This window comes from Streptomyces koelreuteriae (assembly GCF_018604545.1).
GTDB classification, from domain to species: Bacteria; Actinomycetota; Actinomycetes; order Streptomycetales; family Streptomycetaceae; genus Streptomyces; species Streptomyces koelreuteriae.
Genome location: NZ_CP075896.1, coordinates 7,270,506 through 7,289,997, shown reverse-complemented (window position 1 = coordinate 7,289,997; position 19,492 = coordinate 7,270,506). Strand labels below are relative to the sequence as shown.

General features: G+C 72.5%; 17 protein-coding genes. 6 read left to right on the top strand and 11 right to left on the bottom strand.

Annotated elements, in window-relative coordinates:
* Position 1: 1 nt before the first annotated feature.
* The gene (locus tag KJK29_RS32885; protein WP_215122793.1) at positions 2-361 is read right to left on the bottom strand and encodes an ArsR/SmtB family transcription factor; all 360 of its coding nucleotides are present in this window, start codon (positions 359-361) and stop codon (positions 2-4) included.
* Positions 362-423: 62 nt separating this feature from the next.
* On the opposite strand from KJK29_RS32885, the gene KJK29_RS32880 reads away from it, so the two are divergent.
* Positions 424-1,452 (top strand): cation diffusion facilitator family transporter, encoded by a 1,029-nt coding sequence (locus tag KJK29_RS32880; protein ID WP_215122792.1) that lies wholly within the window; start codon positions 424-426, stop codon positions 1,450-1,452.
* Between the two features lies 1 nt (position 1,453).
* Here KJK29_RS32880 and KJK29_RS32875 read toward each other — a convergent pair whose 3' ends face one another.
* Positions 1,454-2,011: a YbaK/EbsC family protein gene (locus KJK29_RS32875; RefSeq protein ID WP_215122791.1), complete on the bottom strand. Its 558-nt coding sequence runs from the start codon at positions 2,009-2,011 to the stop codon at positions 1,454-1,456.
* A 43-nt stretch (positions 2,012-2,054) separates the two neighbouring features.
* Entirely contained in the window at positions 2,055-2,627 is a 573-nt protein-coding gene (locus KJK29_RS32870; protein WP_215122790.1) for an XRE family transcriptional regulator, read from the bottom strand.
* Between the two features lie 101 nt (positions 2,628-2,728).
* On the opposite strand from KJK29_RS32870, the gene KJK29_RS32865 reads away from it, so the two are divergent.
* Positions 2,729-3,586, top strand: coding sequence for a DMT family transporter (locus KJK29_RS32865; protein WP_215122789.1), 858 nt, complete (start codon positions 2,729-2,731; stop codon positions 3,584-3,586).
* A 2-nt stretch (positions 3,587-3,588) separates the two neighbouring features.
* On the opposite strand, the gene KJK29_RS32860 is transcribed toward KJK29_RS32865, so the two are convergent.
* Positions 3,589-4,386 (bottom strand): acyltransferase, encoded by a 798-nt coding sequence (locus KJK29_RS32860; RefSeq protein WP_215122788.1) that lies wholly within the window; start codon positions 4,384-4,386, stop codon positions 3,589-3,591.
* A gap of 112 nt (positions 4,387-4,498) precedes the next feature.
* On the opposite strand from KJK29_RS32860, the gene KJK29_RS32855 reads away from it, so the two are divergent.
* Positions 4,499-5,026, top strand: a complete 528-nt coding sequence (locus KJK29_RS32855; RefSeq protein WP_215124538.1) for a gamma carbonic anhydrase family protein — start codon at positions 4,499-4,501, stop codon at positions 5,024-5,026.
* 62 nt (positions 5,027-5,088) lie between these two features.
* On the opposite strand, the gene KJK29_RS32850 is transcribed toward KJK29_RS32855, so the two are convergent.
* The 4 genes from KJK29_RS32850 to KJK29_RS32835 form a co-directional block, all read right to left on the bottom strand.
* Positions 5,089-5,715, bottom strand: coding sequence for a DedA family protein (locus KJK29_RS32850; protein ID WP_215122787.1), 627 nt, complete (start codon positions 5,713-5,715; stop codon positions 5,089-5,091).
* Positions 5,716-5,786: 71 nt separating this feature from the next.
* Complete coding sequence (locus KJK29_RS32845) at positions 5,787-8,174, bottom strand: phosphoketolase family protein (RefSeq protein WP_215122786.1); 2,388 nt, start codon at positions 8,172-8,174, stop codon at positions 5,787-5,789.
* Between the two features lie 113 nt (positions 8,175-8,287).
* Entirely contained in the window at positions 8,288-10,777 is a 2,490-nt protein-coding gene (locus tag KJK29_RS32840) for a beta-glucosidase family protein (protein WP_215122785.1), read from the bottom strand.
* A 145-nt stretch (positions 10,778-10,922) separates the two neighbouring features.
* Entirely contained in the window at positions 10,923-12,770 is a 1,848-nt protein-coding gene (locus tag KJK29_RS32835) for an RICIN domain-containing protein (RefSeq protein ID WP_251057990.1), read from the bottom strand.
* Between the two features lie 349 nt (positions 12,771-13,119).
* Between KJK29_RS32835 and galU the strand changes: the two genes are divergently transcribed.
* Entirely contained in the window at positions 13,120-14,109 is a 990-nt protein-coding gene (gene galU, locus KJK29_RS32830; protein ID WP_215122783.1) for a UTP--glucose-1-phosphate uridylyltransferase GalU, read from the top strand.
* A 71-nt stretch (positions 14,110-14,180) separates the two neighbouring features.
* Here the strand turns inward: galU and KJK29_RS32825 are convergent, their stop codons facing one another.
* Positions 14,181-14,633 (bottom strand): DUF4442 domain-containing protein, encoded by a 453-nt coding sequence (locus KJK29_RS32825; RefSeq protein ID WP_189724504.1) that lies wholly within the window; start codon positions 14,631-14,633, stop codon positions 14,181-14,183.
* Between the two features lie 174 nt (positions 14,634-14,807).
* Between KJK29_RS32825 and KJK29_RS32820 the strand changes: the two genes are divergently transcribed.
* On the top strand, positions 14,808-15,815 hold the full coding sequence (locus KJK29_RS32820; RefSeq protein ID WP_215122782.1) for a hypothetical protein: 1,008 nt from the start codon (positions 14,808-14,810) through the stop codon (positions 15,813-15,815).
* Between the two features lie 85 nt (positions 15,816-15,900).
* Positions 15,901-17,187 carry an MFS transporter gene (locus tag KJK29_RS32815; RefSeq protein WP_215122781.1) on the top strand — a complete coding sequence of 429 codons (1,287 nt, stop codon included), beginning with the start codon at positions 15,901-15,903 and terminating at the stop codon, positions 17,185-17,187.
* Here KJK29_RS32815 and KJK29_RS32810 read toward each other — a convergent pair.
* Positions 17,149-17,994, bottom strand: coding sequence for a spermidine synthase (locus KJK29_RS32810; RefSeq protein WP_215122780.1), 846 nt, complete (start codon positions 17,992-17,994; stop codon positions 17,149-17,151). The genes KJK29_RS32815 and KJK29_RS32810 overlap by 39 nt on opposite strands.
* A gap of 89 nt (positions 17,995-18,083) precedes the next feature.
* Entirely contained in the window at positions 18,084-19,253 is a 1,170-nt protein-coding gene (tuf, locus tag KJK29_RS32805; RefSeq protein WP_215122779.1) for an elongation factor Tu, read from the bottom strand.
* Between the last annotated feature and the right edge of the window lie 239 nt (positions 19,254-19,492).

The following is a 19,492-nucleotide window of genomic DNA, read 5'->3' as shown; positions in this document are numbered from 1 at the left end:
CTCAGTCGTGCGGGGGGCGGTCGCTGAGACGGTGGTCGGCCACGTTCAGCGCCTCGTCCACGAGCCGGCGCAAGTGGCCGTCGCGGAGTGAGTAGATCACCCGGCGGCCCTCCTTGCGGGTGTCCACCAGGCCCGCGAGACGCAGCCGCGCCAGGTGCTGGCTGACGGCGGGCCGGGCCGCCCCGCACTCCTCCGTCAGGGTCGTGACATCGGCCTCTCCCCCGGTCAGTGCGTGCAGCAGGGCGAGCCGGGTCCGGTCCCCCAGGAGGGCGAGGAGTTCGGCGGCGAGCGCGAACTGTTCCTCGCCGGGGCTGCGCGGATGCGCATCGTGCGCAGGTGACAGGTGCATGCGTGCGCTCATACGCACATAATGGCCCCGTGGGCGTGTGCACGTCCACTCCCGCGCACCGGAAGGGGATCCACGTGAGCGACCGGCACGAGCACTCCCACCCTCACCACCACCGGCACGGCCCGCGCCACCGGCTGTCCCATCTCCTCACCCCGCACTCCCACGAGACGGCCGACAAGGTCGACTCCGCCCTGGAGTCCTCGGCGCGCGGGATGCGGGCGCTCTGGGTCTCGCTCGCGGTGCTGGGTGTGACGGCCCTGGCCCAGGCGCTCGTGGTGGTCGTCTCCGGCTCGGTGGCGCTGCTCGGGGACACCGTGCACAACGCCGCGGACGCGCTGACCGCCGTACCGCTCGGGATCGCCTTCGTGCTGGGCAGGCGCGCGGCCACCCGGCGTTTCACCTACGGCTACGGGCGGGCCGAGGACCTGGCGGGGCTCGTGATCGTGCTGACGATCGCCGCGTCCGCGGCCTTCGCGGGGTGGGCCGCGATCGACCGCCTGCTCGATCCGCGCCCGGTCCAGCACGTCCCGGCGGTCGCCGTGGCGGCCCTCGTCGGGTTCGCTGGCAACGAGTGGGTGGCCCGCTACCGCATCCGGGTCGGCCGCTCGATCGGCTCGGCCGCGCTGGTCGCCGACGGGCTGCACGCCCGCACCGACGGCTTCACCTCACTGGCCGTGCTGCTGGGCGCGGGCGGCTCGGCCCTGGGCTGGCAACCGGCCGACCCGATCGTGGGGTTGGCCATCACGGCGGCGATCGCATTGGTTCTGCGGGACGCCGCTCGGGAGGTGTTCCGGCGGGTGATGGACGCGGTCGACCCGGCCCTCGTGGACCGCGCCGAACGGGCCCTGACCGAGGTCCCCGGGGTGCGCGGGGTGGGTGAGCTGCGGCTGCGCTGGATCGGGCACCGACTGCGCGCCGAGGTCGCGGTCGTGGTCGACGGCACCGTGACCGTGCGCGAGGCCCACCGCATCGCCGTCGACGCCGAACACGCGCTGCTGCACGCCGTGCCCCGCCTCACCGCCGCCCTGGTCCACGCCGACCCGGAGCCGGTGCCCGGCGAGGCCGACCCGCATCTGGCCCTGGCTCATCACACGGCGGCGTAGCTCAGGAGACTCCGAGCCCCTCCAGCACCACGGCTCCCGGCAGTTCCGCGAACGCCTTGCCCGGGACCAGCAGCTTGCCGCGCCGACGGCCGCTGCCGACCAGCACGTACGGCAGGTCGACGACGGCCGCGTCCACCAGCACGGGCCAGGCCTCCGGCAGTCCGAGCGGGGTGATGCCGCCGTACTCCATGCCGGTCTCGCCGGTCGCCGTGTCCATGCTGGCGAACGAGGCCTTCCGGGCACCCAGTTGACGGCGCACGACGCCGTTCACGTCGACCCGGGTCGTGGAGAGCACGACGCACGCGGCGAGCGTGGTCTCGCCGGCGCGCTTGCCCGCCACCACCACACAGTTCGCGGACCGCTCCAGCAGGTCCCGGCCGTAGTGCTCCACGAAGACGGCGGTGTCGGCCCACTCCGGGTCGGTGTCGACGTAGAGGATCTGGTCGGCGGGGACACTGCCCGGCCAGTGGCGTACGGCGTCGGAGACCGGGCCGGTGAGTTCGTCGAGGCAGGAGGGGGCCGGACGGGCGTCGTCGAAGTGTCCGATGGGTGCGCGCATGACCGCACGCTAACAACAGCGGACGGCCTCGGGGCCGGGCGTCTCAGGACACGGGCGGCACCGAGACGGCCATGACCATCTGCATCGGTACGTCGCCGGTGTTGCCGTACGTGTGCGGGACGTTGGCCTCGAAGTGGACGCTCGAGCCCGCGGGCACGCGGTACTCCACGCCGTCGGCGGTGAGGGTCAGCTCCCCCGCCGTGACATGGAGGAGTTCGGTGGTGCCGGCGGGGTGCGGGTCCGAGGGGCTGCTCTCGCCGGGCATGAGCAGCCAGTCCCACATCTCCAGCGGGCCGGGCGCCTCGGTGCCCGCGAGCAGCCGGTTGTAGCTGCCGGCGTCGGTGTGCCACAGCCGTACGGTCTGCTCGGCGGGGACGACGTGGACGTTCGGGCCCTTCTCGTGGTCGAGCAGAGTGGTGATGCTGACGCCGAGCGCGTCGCCGATCTTGACGACGGTGCCGAGGCTGGGGTTGGTGCGGGCCTGCTCGATCTGGATGAGCATGCCGCGGCTGACGCCCGCCCGGGCGGCGAGCACGTCCAGGGTGAAGCCGCGCACCGCGCGCCAGTGCTTGACGCTGCGCGCCAGGGACTGGGTCAGCAGCTCGAGGTCCGACACATTCCGTCCAATATTTTGTATGACACAGTGCAGCCGATTGCACTATGGTGTGGGTGGTTGACCTGATCGTTCACTGAACTGTACTGCGAGGCTTCCGGACCATGACAGCGCTCTTCGCCCTGGCCACCAGCCTGCTGTGGGGGCTGGCCGACTTCGGCGGCGGGCTGCTGACCCGGCGCACGCCCGCGCTGACGGTGGTCGTGGTCTCGCAGTCGATCGCGGTGGTCGTGCTCGGCGCGCTCGTGGTGGCGACCGGCGGCTGGAGCGAGGCGGGGCCGCAGCTCTGGTTCGCCGTGGCGGCCGGACTCGTCGGGCCGGTGGCGATGCTCGCCTTCTACAAGGCGCTGGCGCTGGGCCCGATGGGCGTGGTCTCACCGCTGGGTTCGATCGGCGTGGCCGTGCCGGTCGGCGTCGGCCTGGTGCTGGGCGAGCGCCCCGGCCTGCTGCAGTTCGTCGGCATCCTGGTGGCCGTCGCCGGTGTCTGTCTGGCCGGCGGCCCCCAGTTCCGCGGCGCGCCCGTGCAGCGCCAGGCGATCGCCCTGACCCTGCTCGCGGCGTTCGGTTTCGGCGCGGTGATGGCGCTGATCGCGGAGGCGTCGACCACGCTCACCGGGCTCTTCCTCGCGCTGTTCGTGCAGCGGGTGACCAACGTGACCGCCGGAGGAATCGCGCTGCTGGTGTCGGTGCGACGCGGATCGCCGGCGCTCCCGGCGGACGGCTTCCCCTGGCGCTCGCTGCCCGCGCTCGCCTTCGTCGGCCTCGCGGACGTCGCCGCGAACGGCACCTACTCGATCGCGGCGCAGCACGGCCCGGTCACCGTCGCGGCCGTACTGGCCTCCCTCTACCCGGTGGTGACCGCCGTGGCCGCGCGGGGACTCCTCCGGGAACGGTTGCGGGCGATCCAGGCCGCCGGTGCGGGACTGGCCCTGGTGGGGACCGTCCTCCTGGCGTCGGGCTGAGGTCAGGACCCCGGTTCCAGCTCCGCGAGACCGGTCGCCGCGTCCTCGTCCAGTTCGGCCAGCCGGGCCACCGTCTCCTCGTCCAGGTCGGAGAGCGCCCGCAACTGCTCGGGCGTGACGCCCTCCGGTATCGGTACCGGCGGCGGGGTGCGCAGCGGCGGCTGCCAGCCGTCGGCGGGGGTCCAGCGCCGTACGACACGGGCCGGCGCGCCCGCCACCACGGCATGGTCGGGCACCGTGCCCCGCACCACCGCGCCCGCGGCCACGACCACGTTCCGCCCGATCCGGGCGCCCGGCAGGATCACCGCGCCCGTGCCGATCCAGCAGCCGGGCCCGATCTCCACCGGTTCCATCCGCGGCCACTGCTTGCCGATGGGCTCGTGCGGATCGTCGTAGGAGTGGTTCGTGGACGTGACGTAGACGTACGGGCCGAAGTAGCAGTCGCTGCCGATGGTCACCGTCGTGTCCGCGATGACATGGCTGCCGCGGCCCAGGACGACGCCGTCACCGAGGCGCAGGATCGGGTCGGGGCCGAGATCGAGGTCCGGCATCAGGCCCGCCGTGAGGGTGACCTGCTCGCCGATGATGCAGTGGGAGCCGAGGTGGATCCAGGGCTCGCCGAAGACGGTGCCGAGCGGGAAGGCGAGTCTGGTACTGGTTCCCATCGCGCCGAAGCGGTAGCGCCCGGGGTGCTCGGCCGTCACGGAGCCCGTGCGCTGCGCCCAGGCCCAGCCCGCGTGGACGGCGCGCTGCACTAGGCCCCGCCGCCAGGATGAGAACGTGTTCTTGCGCTTCGGCACGAGGTCACCGTACTCAGCGGTAGCTCACCTCGCGGTGTCGGAGGCCTGTGATCTTCGCCCCACCGGGTGTCGTACGGTTTGCGCGTTGTCTACGACGTTTCTGGAGGCGGACATGGCGCAGCGGGCGATGATCACGGGGATCGGCGGCAGGGAGCCGCAGGTCGATCCGGAGGCGTTCGTGGCGCCGACGGCCTCGGTGATCGGCGGCGTGACGCTGGGTGCCGGGGCGAGTGTCTGGTACGGGGCCGTGGTGCGGGGCGACGTCGAGTCGATCTCGGTCGGCGCCAGCAGCAATGTCCAGGACAACTGCACGCTCCACGCCGACCCGGGGTTTCCCGTGACGGTGGGTGAGCGGGTGTCCATCGGGCACAACGCCGTGGTGCACGGGGCGACCGTCGAGGACGACTGTCTGATCGGCATGGGCGCGACCGTGCTGAACGGGGCCGTGATCGGCGCCGGGTCCCTCGTCGCCGCGCAGGCCTTGGTGCCGCAGGGGATGGTCGTGCCGCCCGGGTCCCTGGTGGCGGGCGTCCCCGCGAAGGTCCGCCGGGAGCTGTCCGAGGAGGAGCGGCAGGGGGTCACCCTCAACGGCACGATGTACGCCGAGCTGGCGAAGGCGCACCGCGAGGTGCACGCGTAGGTCGCGCGGCGGGTGCGGGGCCGTGGTGGCTTGTCGCGCAGTTCCCCGCGTCCCCGAGCGCGCTACTCCCCGGCGGCGACTGCCGGTGCTGCCTTCTTCGCCTTGCGCTTGAGCACCAGCATGGACGTGACACCGACCAGGACCGCCGCCACCAGGCCCAGCCACGAGAAGCGCTTCAGCCAGGACTCGGCGACGATGCCCACGTAGTAGATGACGGCCGTCGTGCCGCCGGCCCAGACGATGCCGCCGAGGACGTTGGCGATGAGGAACTTCCAGTACGGCATCCGGAGCACACCGGCCAGCGGGCCCGCGAAGATGCGCAGGAGGGCGACGAAGCGGCCGAAGAAGACCGCCCACATGCCCCACTTCTCGAAGGAGCGCTCGGCGGTGGCGATGTGGCCCTCGCTGAAGTGCCGGGGGAACTTCTTGCCCAGCCAGGCCAGCAGGGGCCGACCGCCCTTGCGGCCGATGGCGTAACCGATCGAGTCGCCGATGATCGCGCCGGCCGTGGCGCAGGCGCCGAGGACGACGGGGTCGATGTCGCCGTGCTGGGAGGCGAGCAGCGCGGAGGAGACCAGGATGATCTCGCCCGGCAGCGGGATGCCCAGGCTTTCCAGGCCGATGACCACTCCCACCAGTGCGTATACGGCGACGGCGGGTACGGTTTCGAGCCACTCCTGGACGTGCAACGCGGGTTCCTTTCCCTGAGCTTCCCTGCGGGCACGGGAAGCCTACCGGGTTGCAGGACGTGCCCCGCGACTCACGCGTTCCACGTCCACTCGGCGACTTCCGGCAGGTCGGTGCCGTGCTCGCGGATCCAGTCGTGATGGCGGGTACGGGCGTCGGCCATGCGCTGGCGTACGGCCGTGGCGCGCACCGCGAGGCCCGGGACGCGGTCGATGACATCCATCACCAGGCGGTAGCGGTCCAGGTCGTTGCGGACGACCATGTCGAAGGGCGTGGTCGTGGTGCCGGACTCCTTGTAGCCGCGCACGTGCAGCTGCGGATGCCCGGCGCGGCGGTAGGCGAGGCGGTGGATCAGCCACGGATAGCCGTGGTACGCGAAGATCACCGGCTTGTCGGTGGTGAAGAGACCGTCGTACTCGAAGTCGCTCATGCCGTGCGGATGCTCCTCGCGGGGCAGCAGCCGGGCCAGGTCGACGACGTTCACCACGCGGACCGCCAGGTCGGGCAGGTGCCGGCGGAGCAGGTGCGCGGCGGCCAGGACCTCCTGGGTGGGGACGTCACCGGCACACGCCAGCACCACGTCGGGTTCCCGGGAGCCGTCCTCGGTGCCCGCCCATTCCCAGGCGCCGGCGCCGCGGGCGCAGTGGACCCGGGCCTCGTCCATGGACAGCCAGTCGAAGCAGGGCTGCTTGCCGGCCACGACGACATTGACGTAGTCGCGGCTGCGCAGGACGTGGTCCGCGACGGACAGCAGGGTGTTGGCGTCCGGCGGGAGGTAGACCCGGACGGCCTCGGGGCTCTTGTTGAGGATGTGGTCGACGAAGCCGGGGTCCTGGTGGGAGAAGCCGTTGTGGTCCTGCCGCCACACATGTGAGGTCAGCAGGTAGTTGAGGGAGGCGATGGGGGCGCGCCACGGCAGTCGCCGGGAGGTGCGCAGCCATTTGATGTGCTGGTTGACCATCGAGTCGACGATGTGCACGAACGCCTCGTAGCAGGAGAACAGCCCGTGCCGGCCGGTGAGCAGATAGCCCTCCAGCCAGCCCTGGCAGAGGTGTTCGGAGAGGATCTCCATCACCCGGCCGTGCCGGTCGAGGTCCTCGTCGACGGGCAGCGTCCCGGCCTGCCAGGCCTTGCCGCTGGCCTCGAAGACGGCCTGGAGCCGGTTGGAGGCGGTCTCGTCCGGGCCGACCAGGCGGAAGTCGCGGCGGTCGGCGGTGTCCCGCATGATCCGGGCGAGGAGGTCGCCCAGGACCCGGGTGGGCTCGTGCGTGGTCGTGCCGGGCTTGTCGACCGGGACGGCGAAGTCGTCCAGGGACGGGACCGGCAGATCGCGGAGCAGCAGTCCGCCGTTGGCGTGCGGGGTGGCGCCGAGCCGCCGGGTGCCCTCGGGGACGCAGTCGAGGACGTCCGCGACCGGGCGGCCGTCGGCGTCGAACAGTTCCTCGGGCCGGTACGAGCGCAGCCAGTCCTCCAGCTGCCGCAGGTGTTCCGGGTTGTCGCGGACGCCGGACAACGGGACCTGGTGGGAGCGCCAGGTGCCCTCGACCGGCTCGCCGTCGACCTCGGCCGGGCCGGTCCAGCCCTTCGGGGTGCGCAGCACGATCACCGGCCACCGCGGGCGTTCGGTCGCGCCCTCCTCGCGGGCGGCGCGCTGTGCGTCGGCGATGCGGTCGAGGGCGGTGTCCAGGGCGTGGGCCATCGCACGGTGGACGGCGGCCGGGTCGTCGCCGCCGACATGGATGGGCTCGTGGCCGTAGCCGCGCAGGAGCGAGTCGAGTTCCTCCTCCGGGAGGCGGGAGAGCACGGTCGGGTTGGCGATCTTGTAGCCGTTGAGGTGGAGGACCGGCAGGACGGCGCCGTCGTGGACGGGGTCGAGGAACTTGTTGGCGTGCCAGGACCCGGCGAGCGGGCCGGTCTCCGCCTCGCCGTCGCCGATCACGCAGGCGACCAGCAGGCCCGGGTTGTCGAGGGCGGCGCCGTAGGCGTGGGCGAGGGAGTAGCCGAGTTCGCCGCCCTCGTGGATCGAGCCGGGGACCTCCGGGGCGACATGGCTGGGCACGCCGCCGGGGAACGAGAACTGCCGCATCAGCAGCTCCATGCCCGGCGCGTCCCGGGTCGCGTCCGGGTACTTCTCGGTGTAGCTGCCCTCCAGCCAGGAGTTGGCCAGGACCGAGGGCCCGCCGTGGCCCGGACCCCAGACGCACAGGGCGTCCAGCTCACGGTTCTTGATCACGCGGTTGAGGTGGGTGTGGACGAGGTTGAGCCCGGGTGAGGTGCCCCAGTGCCCCAGCAGTCGCGGCTTGATGTGCTCGGGCTTGAGCGGCTCGGTGAGCAGGGGGTTCGCCAGCAGATAGATCTGACCGGCCGCCAGGTAGTTGGCGGCCCGCCAGTGGGCGTCCAGCCTGCGCAGCTCCTCGTCGGTCGGTGCGGTCCTGCTGTCCTGGCGCGGGGCCTCGGGCATGAGTGACTCCCTGGGGTTTCTGCGACGGCCTCAGGAGGAGTACCAGTTTGTTCCGGTTCGATGCCAGGCGCCCGTCGGCCATGCGGCGGGGGCCGTTCGGCACCCGTCGTGTTTCAGCCGCCCACCCGTACGCTCGTGCGCAGCCGCCGATCCCGTGACGACGCCCCGATCCAGAGGATGCGCCGGCCGGTGCCGAGCACCCAGTCGTGCATCTTCGGGTCCCAGGAGGAGAGGGCGCGCGGCTCGACGCGTACGGTCACGCGCCGCTTTTCCCCCGCCCGCAGGGAGAGCCTGCGGTACCCGGCCAGGACGCGGACCGGCTGGTCGAGCCGGAGGTCCGGGGCCGGTCCCGCATACACCTGCGGCACGGCGACACCGTCACGCGGGCCGGTGTTGCGGACGGTGAAGGCGACATCGAGTCCGTCGGCGGTCCAGCGCGCGTCCGGATCCGTGTAGGCGAAGGTCGTGTACGACAGTCCGTGGCCGAAGGGGAACAGCGGCGCCACGTCCTCGGCGTCGTACCAGCGGTGGCCGACGTGGACGCCCTCCGTGTAGTGCTCGGTGCCGTTCACGCCGGGGTAGCGGCGGGGGTCCCCGGCGACGGGATGGTGGTCGTCGTCGGCGGGGAAGCTCTGGGTGAGGCGGCCGCCGGGATCGCGCTCCCCGAAGAGGACGGCGGCGGTGGCGGCCGCGCCTTCCTGGCCCGGGTAGTACATCTGGAGCACGGCGCCGGTGCGTTCCAGCCACGGCATCGACGTGGCGGAGGAGGTGTTGAGGACGACGGTGGTGCGCGGGTTGGCCGCCGTCACGGCCTCGATGAGCCGTTCCTGGTTGCCGGGCAGGGCGATGGTCGTACGGTCCTGGCCCTCGATGGCGTCCTCGTAGGCGAACAGGACGACGTCCCGGGCGGAGCGGGCGGCTCGTACGGCCTCCGCGACATCCTCGGCCCGGGTCGCGGCGGTGACGCGGCGCAGCCGGAACAGCTGGCCGGTGTCTCCGCCCGGTGCGGTGATCTTCAGCCGGTGCGTTCCCTTGGCCGGTTTCAGGGTCCTGCGGCGGACGGACAGGCCGTCGGCCGCGTGGGTGAGCAGGCCGCCCATGAAGTACTCGTCCCAGCCGGGCACCAGGGGGAACAGTTCCTCTCCGTCGAGGAGGACCTTCGGGCGGAGCGGGGGCGTGCCGGAGTAGTGGAGGACGAACGTCCAGTCGTCTCCGGCCTCGGCTTCGGTCACCGTGAGGGTGCCGTCGTACGTCCAGGTGCGGCCGGCGTCGACGCGCCGGCCCTCGGTGTCGAAGGCGGGGTCGAGCGCGCTGGGCGGGAGGGGCTTGCCGAAGGCGTCCTCGCCGAGGGCGTAGGTCACCCGTGCGGCGCGCGTCCGGATGCCGTCGAGGGGGCTGTCGGCGTGCTCGGGCACGACATGGGCGCTGCCGCCGCCGCTGACCAGGGGCCGGGCGCCGGTCGGCCCGATCACCGCGATGCTCCCGCCGGCGGTCAGGGGCAGGGTGCCGTGGGCGTTGCGCAGCAGGGTGGCGCCCGCCTCGGCGACCTCGCGTGCGACGGCCGCGCCCGCCTTCGCGTCGCGGTCGGGGCGGCGCGGGACGGTGTCGCCGAGCAGTCCGAAACGGTCCATGACGGTCAGGACGCGGCGTACGGCCCGGTCGACGTGGCGTTCGGGCACGCCGCCGTCGCGCACGGCCGAGGTGAGCGGCGTGCCGAAGTGGGTGCCGTCGGGCATCTCCATGTCGAGGCCCGCCATGAGGGCCTCGCGGGTGCTGTGCGCGGCGGACCAGTCGGTCATCACCCAGCCGGTGAATCCCCACCGCTCGCGCAGGACGCCGGTGAGCAGCTCCTCGTTCTCGCAGGCGAAGGTGCCGTTGACCTTGTTGTACGCGCCCATCACCGCGCCCGTGCCGGCCTTGACGGCCGCTTCGAAGCCGCGCAGCTCGGTCTCGTGCAGGGTCCGTTCGTCGACGCGCACATCCACCGAGGTGCGGTCGCGCTCCTGGTTGTTGAGCGCGAAGTGCTTGACGGTCGCGATGAGTCCCTCACCCTGGATGCCCTCGATCTCGGCGGCGACCAGATGCGCGGAGAGCAGCGGGTCCTCGCTGAAGGTCTCGAAATTGCGGCCCGCGTACGGGGTGCGGATGAGGTTGACCATCGGGGACAGCAGCACGTCCTGGCCGAGGGCACGCCCCTCCCGTCCGATGACCTGGCCGTAGCGCCTGGCCAGGTCGGGGTCGAAGGCGGAGGCCAGCAGGACGGGGGCGGGCAGGGCGGTGGCGTGCCGGGTGACACGGACACCGGCCGGGCCGTCGGCGAGACGCAGGGGCGGGATGCCGAGCCGTGCCACTCCGGGGACGTAGCCCGCCTGGCCGAGCGGGCGCGGGTCGGTGGCGCCGTGCAGCAGGGAGATCTTCTCGTCGAGGGTGAGCCGGGCGAGCAGCTCCTCGACCCGGGCGTCGGCGCTCCGGCCGCGTCCCTCCCGCGCGTGCGCACGGGAAGCCGGGGCGAACCCGCCGGTGGCCGCCGCGACCACGGCGACCGCCCCGCCGAGCAGACGAAGGGCGGACCGCCGGGGGAAACGGGAGACGGAGTCGGTCATGAACGCACTATGCGCCCGCCTCGCCGTCACCTTTCGCCGGACACCCGGTCAGGTCGGGTGAACTCACCTCTCGTACCGGGGCCGGGGTCACCCCGCCGGGTGACCCGCGGCCTGCCGACGGGTCACCCACCAGATGCCCCGGGCGCTACGGAAGCGTCGCGGCGTGCAAGGTCAGCGCGGTCCTTGCCACGTCGGCGGTCACCCGCCCGACCACCTCGGAGCCGGGCGCCGCACGCGGGTCGGGCTCGTCGCAGCAGCCCACCTGGGCGATCCGTGGCTCGTAGCGGTCCGGCGGTGGCTGCTGCTCGGACTTGGCCCGCGGGGACTCGGGCGGGTGTGCCGAGGGGGCATCGGCGTAGGGCCCCTTCTTCTCCTGGCCGTTCTCCCGCTTCTCTTGGCCGTTCTCCCGCGGTACGGCCCGGGAGTCCTCGGACCGCTCCTTCCGCGACTCCCCCGCCTCCTCGCGGGAGACCGCCGGTTCCAGCGCCCAGCGTTGCGCCTCGGATCCGTCGCGCCCGGTGACGATCACATGCCGGTTCTTTCCGGGGGCGACGGCCAGTCCCTTGCCGCCGCGCGGCAGGAGTTCGCCGCGCACGGTCAGGTCGTAGCGCACGACCCCGGCGTGCACGAGACATCCGGCCAGGCCGACCGACCGCTCGGCGGTGTCGGAGCCGAGGCAGAGCGTCGGGTCGGCGGCGCTGGTCAGCAGGCCGTCGTCCCGGTACGACCACAGCGGGGACCCGTCGGAGCAGGCGGTCAGCAGGACACGGGCGTCGCTCCGGAGCCGGCCGCCCCGGACGTCGAGGCACAGCCCGGCGTCGAGGTTGCGCAGCCGCCCGCGGGCCACTTCGGCGGGGTTGCCCGCGGACGCGGCCGACGGAGCGCCGTCGGCCGAGGACGACTCCCGGGACGACGCCCCCGCGCCGCCCGCGTCGACCGAATGACCGCTGACCGCTCCCCAGGTGACCTCGGGGCCGGCGGTACCGCCCTCCTCCGACCAGCCCCGGGCCGCGAGCAGGGTCGCGAGCAGCACGAGGGAGGTCAGCCCGACCGCGGCGGCCAGCGCCTTCGTGTGTTTCCTCGGGGTCCCGAGCCGGCCGCCCGCCGGCAGGGCGTGGGCCCGCGAGCGGTGCCGGCCACCGGCCGGGGATGCCGGAAGGGCGCTGGGGCCTCCGTCCCGGCCCGGCCGTGATGCGAGGTAGCGGCGGGCGCCCCAGCCGAGCACGGTCTCGACGAGCAGATCCTCCAGACCGCCCTCGAAATGGCTGAGTTGCTCGGCGGCGTGCCGGCAGTAGCGGCAGGCCATCAAATGCCGTTGCACATCCGGCAGCAGAGCCCCGCCGCGGCGCATGGGAACGTCCAGCAAGCGGTTGTAGTACCGGCATTCCTGTGTCGGCGCGAGTTCCCGGTGCGCCCGTACGCACCCCGTCCGGAATTGCTCGCGCGCCTGTTCCAGAGCGGCCGACGCGGTGCGGGGGTCGACCCCCAGCAGACCGGCCGGTACGGATATGGGCTCGGCCTCGACCTCCGTGTGCCAGAGCAGGCATTGGGAAGCCGCGGGAAGAGACCGGAACGCGCGTTCCGCCAGGCGCCGCCTTTCGGCTGTCGTGGACCGGGCGGCGCGCAGCCCTCGGGCGCCGACGGGTTTGCGGAGTTCCGGCAGTACGACGGAAATGCCGTCGTCGGCGGCCCACTCCCCGACCAGGTCCCGCACGGCCGCGAGCAGCCGGGGTCGCAGTGCGCCGACGCCCGGTCCGGCGAGCTCCCGGCGGAAAGCGGCCGCGGCCGCCATCGACGCCGAGTCCGCCGAGGACGCCAGACAGATCACGGCGTACTCATGGACGGCCCGCCAGTGCCGCGAGAGCAACAGCGCGACGGCGCGCGGGCCTTCACCGGGTTCGCCGACCCGGGCGAGAAGATTGCGGTCGGACTCCGCCGGCCCCGCTCCGGGTCGCGGCGGGTACGGCGGGCGTGGGGGGTACGGGGATTGCACGGAACCATTTCCTTCCAGCCGCAGACGGCATGCGAATTGCGCGTCCGTCGGAAAGCAGGGGCGTGATTGGTGCATACCTGGCCGCGTGAGCTGCGGACTCGGGTGTGAGGCGGCTCACCTTCGCACATGCGACTCACAGGTAACAAGGCGTTCGGATGACCCGAGTTCAAAACGCCGGCAATTCAGATATGTTACCGGCGGTATCCGTACCGGCATTCGAAATCCGCGCCGCTCAAGGCCTCAAGTTGTGTGCACACAAAGGCGGTTGGTCCACGAAATCTCCAACTCCACAGCGGACTCCCATGCGACTCTCGGCCCGCTCTCATCTCCGCGGGTCAGCATGGGCCGCATGATCGACCCCCACGCTTCCACGCCGGTCACCCCCGCCCGAACCACCGGCACCGCCCGCACCGTCCGCAAGGCGGTCGTCCCCGCCGCCGGCCTCGGCACCCGCTTCCTGCCCGCCACGAAGGCGACGCCCAAGGAGATGCTGCCGGTCGTCGACAAGCCGGCCATCCAGTACGTCGTCGAGGAGGCGGCAGCGGCGGGACTCGACGACGTCCTGATGGTCACCGGCCGGCACAAGCGGGCCATCGAGGACCACTTCGACCACGCCTTCGAACTGGAGCAGACCCTCGCCGCCAAGGGCGACACCGTACGGCTGGACGCGGTGCGCGACCCCGCCCTGCTGGCGAGCATCCACCACATCCGGCAGGGCGACCCGCTCGGCCTCGGCCACGCCGTGCTCTGCGCCCGCCGCCATGTCGGCGACCAGCCCTTCGCGGTCCTCCTCGGCGACGACCTGATCGACCCGCGCGAGACCCTGCTCAGCCGGATGCTCGACGTCCGCGACCGCCGGCTCGGCAGCGTGGTCGCCCTGATGGAGGTCCCGCTGGAGCAGATCCACCTCTACGGCTGCGCCGCCGTCGAACCGGCCGGCGAGGAGGACGTCGTCCGTGTCACCGGCCTGGTGGAGAAGCCGGCCCGGCAGGACGCGCCGAGCCGCTACGCCGTCATCGGGCGCTACGTCCTCGACCCGGCCGTCTTCGGTGTCCTGGAGCGCACCCCGCCGGGCCGGGGCGGCGAGATCCAGCTCACCGACGCCCTCCAGGAGCTGGCCGCGGGCGGCACGGTGCACGGAGTCGTCTTCAAGGGCCCGCGCTACGACACCGGGGACAAGGCCGACTATCTGCGCACGGTGGTCCGGCTGGCCTGCGACCGGCCCGACCTGGGGCCGGAGTTCGTGACGTGGCTCAAGGGGTTCGTCGCGGAGCTGGACGGCGCCCCCACCGTCCCCGCGCCCACCGTCCCCGCCCCCGCACGGCACATCGCCGCCTGAGGCAACGCGAGGGCCCCGGCCCGGGGTTCAACTCTCCCCTCGGCCGGGGCCTCAGTCACGCGAGGGCGGGCTCAGCCGTTGGGACGCAGCGTCCAGACGACCGTCATCTCACCGGTCACGGCGCCATCGGCCCGCTGGATGGCGATGGCCACCGGGAACTCGGGACGCCCGCCCGCGTCCAGTTCCGCGACGACCTCGGCGGCCGGGCGGCCGAGGGTCGCGGTCGCCGTGACCGCGCCCATCGCCAGCTTCTTGTAGGCGATCTCGGCACTGACGGCGAGCGGCACGGCACGCGAGAGCTGGTCCCCGAACGCGGCCAGCACGATCGCCCCGCTCGCGGACTCGCCGAGCGTGAACATCGCGCCGGCGTGCGGGCCGCCCACATGGTTGTGGTAGTCGCTCTGGTCCGGCAGGGACACCACCGCCCGCTCCGGCGTGGTCTCGAGGAACTCGAGGTTGAGGGTCCGGGCCATGGGCACCGTGGCGGCGAGCATCTCGCCGATGGACATCTGGTCTGCGCTCATGCCCGCATGTTACTCACGAGTAGAGACGACTGACCAGGCCTTGACCAGGCCGTGTGACGACCGCCGCATCGGTCCGCCGTACGCCGGTTCGCACCGCGTCGTCGCCGTGTTGCTACGGCTCCGTCCACAGGCGGTGACCGAATCGTGTCCGGAGCGCGGCTAGGGTGACTGCCCATGTGGCCAGGACAGCAGCCGCCCGGGGGCGAGCAGAACCCGCAAGCGAACAACCCGTACCAGCAGCCGGGGTACCAGCAGCCGAATCCGTACCAGCAGCCGGGCTATCAGCAGCAGCCCGCCTACGGGCAGCAGCCGCAGTGGGGCGCCCCGGCGCCGGCCGGCGCGCCCCAGCCGCCGCCGGGCGGTGGCGGCGGCAACCGGACGAAGCTGGTCGCGATCATCGCGGCCACGGCGGTGGTGGTGGCCGCCGGCGTCACCGGCTTCCTGGTGCTGGGCGGCGACAAGGACGACACGGCCGGCGGGAAGGACAAGAAGCCGGTCAAGGCCGCCTCCAAGGAACCCTCCACCGAGCCGAGCGCCTCCGCTTCCGGGAGCAACCCGCGCGGGGGCGAGGGGGAGAAGGCGACCATCCCCGGCTGGAAGGTCGTCACCAACACGCGCTTCGGCACCCAGTTCGACGTGCCCGCCGACTGGGAGATCGAGACTCCCGGTACGAGCGTGGGCTTCGAGTGGGAGAAGAAGGACGGCGAGATGGACCGCACCAGCGTCACCGCCCCCGCCTATCTGAAGTCCAAGTGGTGCACCAGCGACTCCGACAAGGACGGCCGCGAGGAGGACACCGCCCTGGCCACCGTCGGCACGCGCGGTGAGGACGGCGCGAAGACCACGGACGAGGCGGCCGAGACCCGTGTGCCGTGGTGGATCTTCGGCGGCTACACCCAGCCGGACAAGAAGAGCGTGAAGTTCACCAAGCCCAAGCCGTACACCACCAAGTCGGGCATCAAGGGCAGCGTCGCCACGGCGCACTCGGAGAACACCCCGCAGAACGGCAAGTGCGACAGCGACGGCAAGGCGATCACCTTCGCCTTCAAGAACGGCGCGGGCGACTTCGTCACCTGGAACCTGTACGGCGCCAAGGGCGTCAAGGGCGAGCTGGCCGAGGCGACCGTCCAGAAGATCCTCGGCACCGTGCGCCTCACCAAGGAGGGCCCCCAGGGGGCGTGACCGGCGACGGCCCGGGCGAGCGTGACCGCGCAAGGCCCGCGTAAATCGCTTGGCAGGGCGACCGTGCCCCGCCGATAGTCACCGGGTGCCCACCACCACCCGTCGCCCCGCCTGGGCGGGCCGCAACTACTCCCTGCTGACCGCCGCCGCGGTCGTCACCAATCTGGGCAGCCACGGCGCCCTGGTCGCGGCGGCGTTCGCCGTTCTCGAAACGGGCGGTGACAGCGGTGACGTCGGCCTGGTCGCGGCGGCACGGACACTCCCGCTGGTGCTGTTCCTGCTGATCGGCGGCGCCGTCGCGGACCGGCTGCCCCGGCACCATGTGATGGTCGCGGCCAACGCCCTGAACTGCCTGTCCCAGGCCGCCTTCGCCGCGCTCGTGCTGACCGGGCAGCCCCTGCTGTGGCAGATGATGCTGCTCGCCGCCCTGGGCGGAACCGGCCAGGCCTTCTTCGGCCCGGCCGCCGAGGGCATGCTGATGTCCTCGGTCGACGGGGAGCAGGCGGGCCGCGCGTTCGCGGTGTTCCGGATGGCGATGCAGGGCGCGGCCCTCGGCGGTGCCGCGCTCGGCGGGGCCATGGTCGCCGCGATCGGGCCCGGCTGGGTGCTCGCGGCGGACGCCGCGGCCTTCGCGCTCGCCGGTGCGCTGCGCGCCTTCCTCGACGTCGGCCACATCGCGCCGCGCGCACCGGGCGGCGGGATGCTCGCCGATCTGCGGGAGGGCTGGCGGGAGTTCGCCGGCCGGCCCTGGCTGTGGGCCATCGTCCTGCAGTTCTCGATCGCCAACGCCGTGGTGGCCGCCGCCGAAGCGGTGTACGGCCCCCTCGTCGCCCGCGACCATCTCGGCGGCGCGGGCCCCTGGGGTCTCGCCCTGGCGGCGTTCGGGGCGGGCACGGTCGCCGGTGCCCTGCTGATGACCCGCTGGAAACCCCGCCGCCTGCTCCTCGCGGGCACCCTGTGCGTGTTCCCGCTGGCCCTGCCCGCGGCCGCGCTCGCCGTCCCGGTCCCCGTCGGGGTCCTGTTCGCGGTGATGTTCGTCGCGGGCGCGACCGTCGAGGTGTTCGGCGTCTCCTGGATGACGGCACTGCACCAGGAGATCCCCGAGGACAAGCTCTCCCGCGTCTCGGCGTACGACTGGTTCGGCTCCGTCGCGCTGTCACCGCTCGCCACGGCCGGGGCGGGCCCGGCGGAGGAGGCGTTCGGCCGTACGACGGCGTTGTGGGGCTGCGCGGGCCTGGTCGTCCTGGTCACGGCCGCCGCGCTGTGCGTACCGGACGTACGTGACCTCCGACGGAGGACCACCTCGGTGGCCCAGAGCGGCAGCGAACGCGCGTCAGCCGATGCCGAACGACCCGTCGGGGGGCTCGGGTGACGGCACGGCGTCCTCGTCCCGCACCGCCGGCGCTCCCCCGATGAACCGCCGCAGAGAAGCGCCGTGTTCGACCCGGGCCGGAAAGGCGTCGGCGGCCGTGAGCCGCGCCAGGGCGGCGATGTCGAGGGCGTGATGCCCGGCGGCGAGCACCGCGTTCCCGAACCGCCGCCCCCGCAGCACTCCCGGCTCGGCGATCAGCACCAGCTCCTCGAACTCCGTGGCCAGAGTGGCGAGCTGGGACCGCAGAAAGGCGAACGGCGCGGCGTCGGGAAGGTTGGCGAGATAGACCCCGTCGCCGCGCAGCACCCGCGCGGCCTCACGGACGTAGGGAACGGACGTGAGATGCGCCGGCACCCGCGAACCGCCGAACACATCGGCGACGATCACATCGGCCGAGTCCGCCGCGGCCTTCTCCAGCCACTCCCGCGCGTCCGCCGCGTGCGGCGTGACCCGGGCGCCCTCCGGCAGCGGCAGATGCTCGGCCACCAGCTCCAGCAGCCCCTTGTCCGCCTCGACGACCTCCTGCCGGGACCCGGGCCGCGTCGCCTCCACGTACCGGGGCAACGTGAGCGCCCCGCCCCCGAGATGCACCACGTCCAGCACCCGCCCCGGCTCCGCCACGACGTCCAGCACATGCCCGAGCCGCCGCGTGTACTCGAACTCCAGATGCGCCGGATCATCCAGATCGACATACGACTGAGGCGCCCCGTCGACGGTGAGCAACCAGGCCCTTTCCCTGTCGACATCGGGCATGAGCTTGGCGGTGCCGTGATCGACATCGAGGGTTACGGGGATGGACTCGTTCACCATCTCATTGTGCCTGGGCTACGGCGCCCCTTCAGGGGGCGCGGGGAACTGCGCGACCAGCCACAGCCAGCCGGCAGTCCCCCACCACCTCAACCCACCACGGTCACGGTCCCCGCCCCCACAGTCCTGCCACCCTCACGAATGGCGAAGCCAAGCCCGGCCTCCAACGGCACCTCCCGCCCCAACTCCACCGTCATGACAACCGTGTCACCGGGCCGCGCGACCCCCCCCTCACCGAGGTCGACATCCCCCACCACATCCGCCGTACGGATATAGAACTGCGGTCGATACCCACTGGACACCGCGGTCGTACGCCCACCCTCACGCGCGGACAGCACATACACCTGCGCGGTGAACCGACGACCGGGCACGACACTCCCCGGCGCGGCGACCACATGCCCCCGCCGGACGACATCCCGCGCCACCCCCCGCAGCAGCAACGCCACGCTGTCCCCGGCCTGCGCCTCCTCCATCGGCCTGCCGAAGGTCTCAAGGCCCGTGACCACCGTCTCGACGGACGCCCCGAGCACCTCGACCCGGTCCCCGACCCGCACCGTGCCCCGCTCCACCGCGCCGGTCACCACGGTCCCCCGCCCGGTGATGGTCAGCACGTTCTCCACGGACAGCAGGAACGGCGCGTCCAGATACCGCTCCGGCATCGGCACATACGTGTCGACGGCATCGAGCAGCGCCTCGACGGACGCCGTCCAGCGCGGGTCGCCCTCCAGCGCCTTCAGACCGGAGACGCGTACGACGGGTACGGAGTCACCGCCGTAGCCGTGCGCGGTGAGCAGGTCGCGTACCTCCAGCTCGACCAGGTCGGTCAGCTCCTCGTCACCGGCGTCGGCCTTGTTGAGGGCGACGACGATGTGGTCGACGCCCACCTGCCGGGCGAGCAGGACGTGTTCGGCGGTCTGCGGCATGATCCCGTCGAGCGCGGAGACGACGAGGATCGCCCCGTCCAGCTGGGCGGCGCCGGTGACCATGTTCTTGACGTAGTCGGCATGGCCCGGCATGTCGACGTGCGCGTAGTGCCGTGTGTCGGTCTCGTACTCCACGTGCGCGATGTTGATGGTGATGCCGCGCGCCGCCTCCTCGGGCGCCCGGTCGATCCGGTCGAACGGCACGAACGTGCCGCTGCCGCGGTCGGCGAGGACCTTGGTGATGGCGGCGGTCAGGGTGGTCTTGCCGTGGTCGACATGACCCATCGTGCCGATGTTGAGATGCGGTTTCGTGCGGACGTAGGCCGTCTTGGACATGGCTGTACCTCGAAGCGTCTAGTCATGAAGTGGGACCCCGAGGACCTGCCCGACCCTCCCCTTGCGGGGTCCGACCGGACGAACCGGAGAGGGTCAGCTTCGGGCGCCGTCTGCAACGGCTGTGAGAGCTACGACGGCAGCCTTCGGGGCACCCGTGACCACGGATGCTGCGAGGGTGAAGGTCTGCCGGAACATGACGCCGATCCTTGCCGACGCTTCACCGCACGTCGAATGGTTTT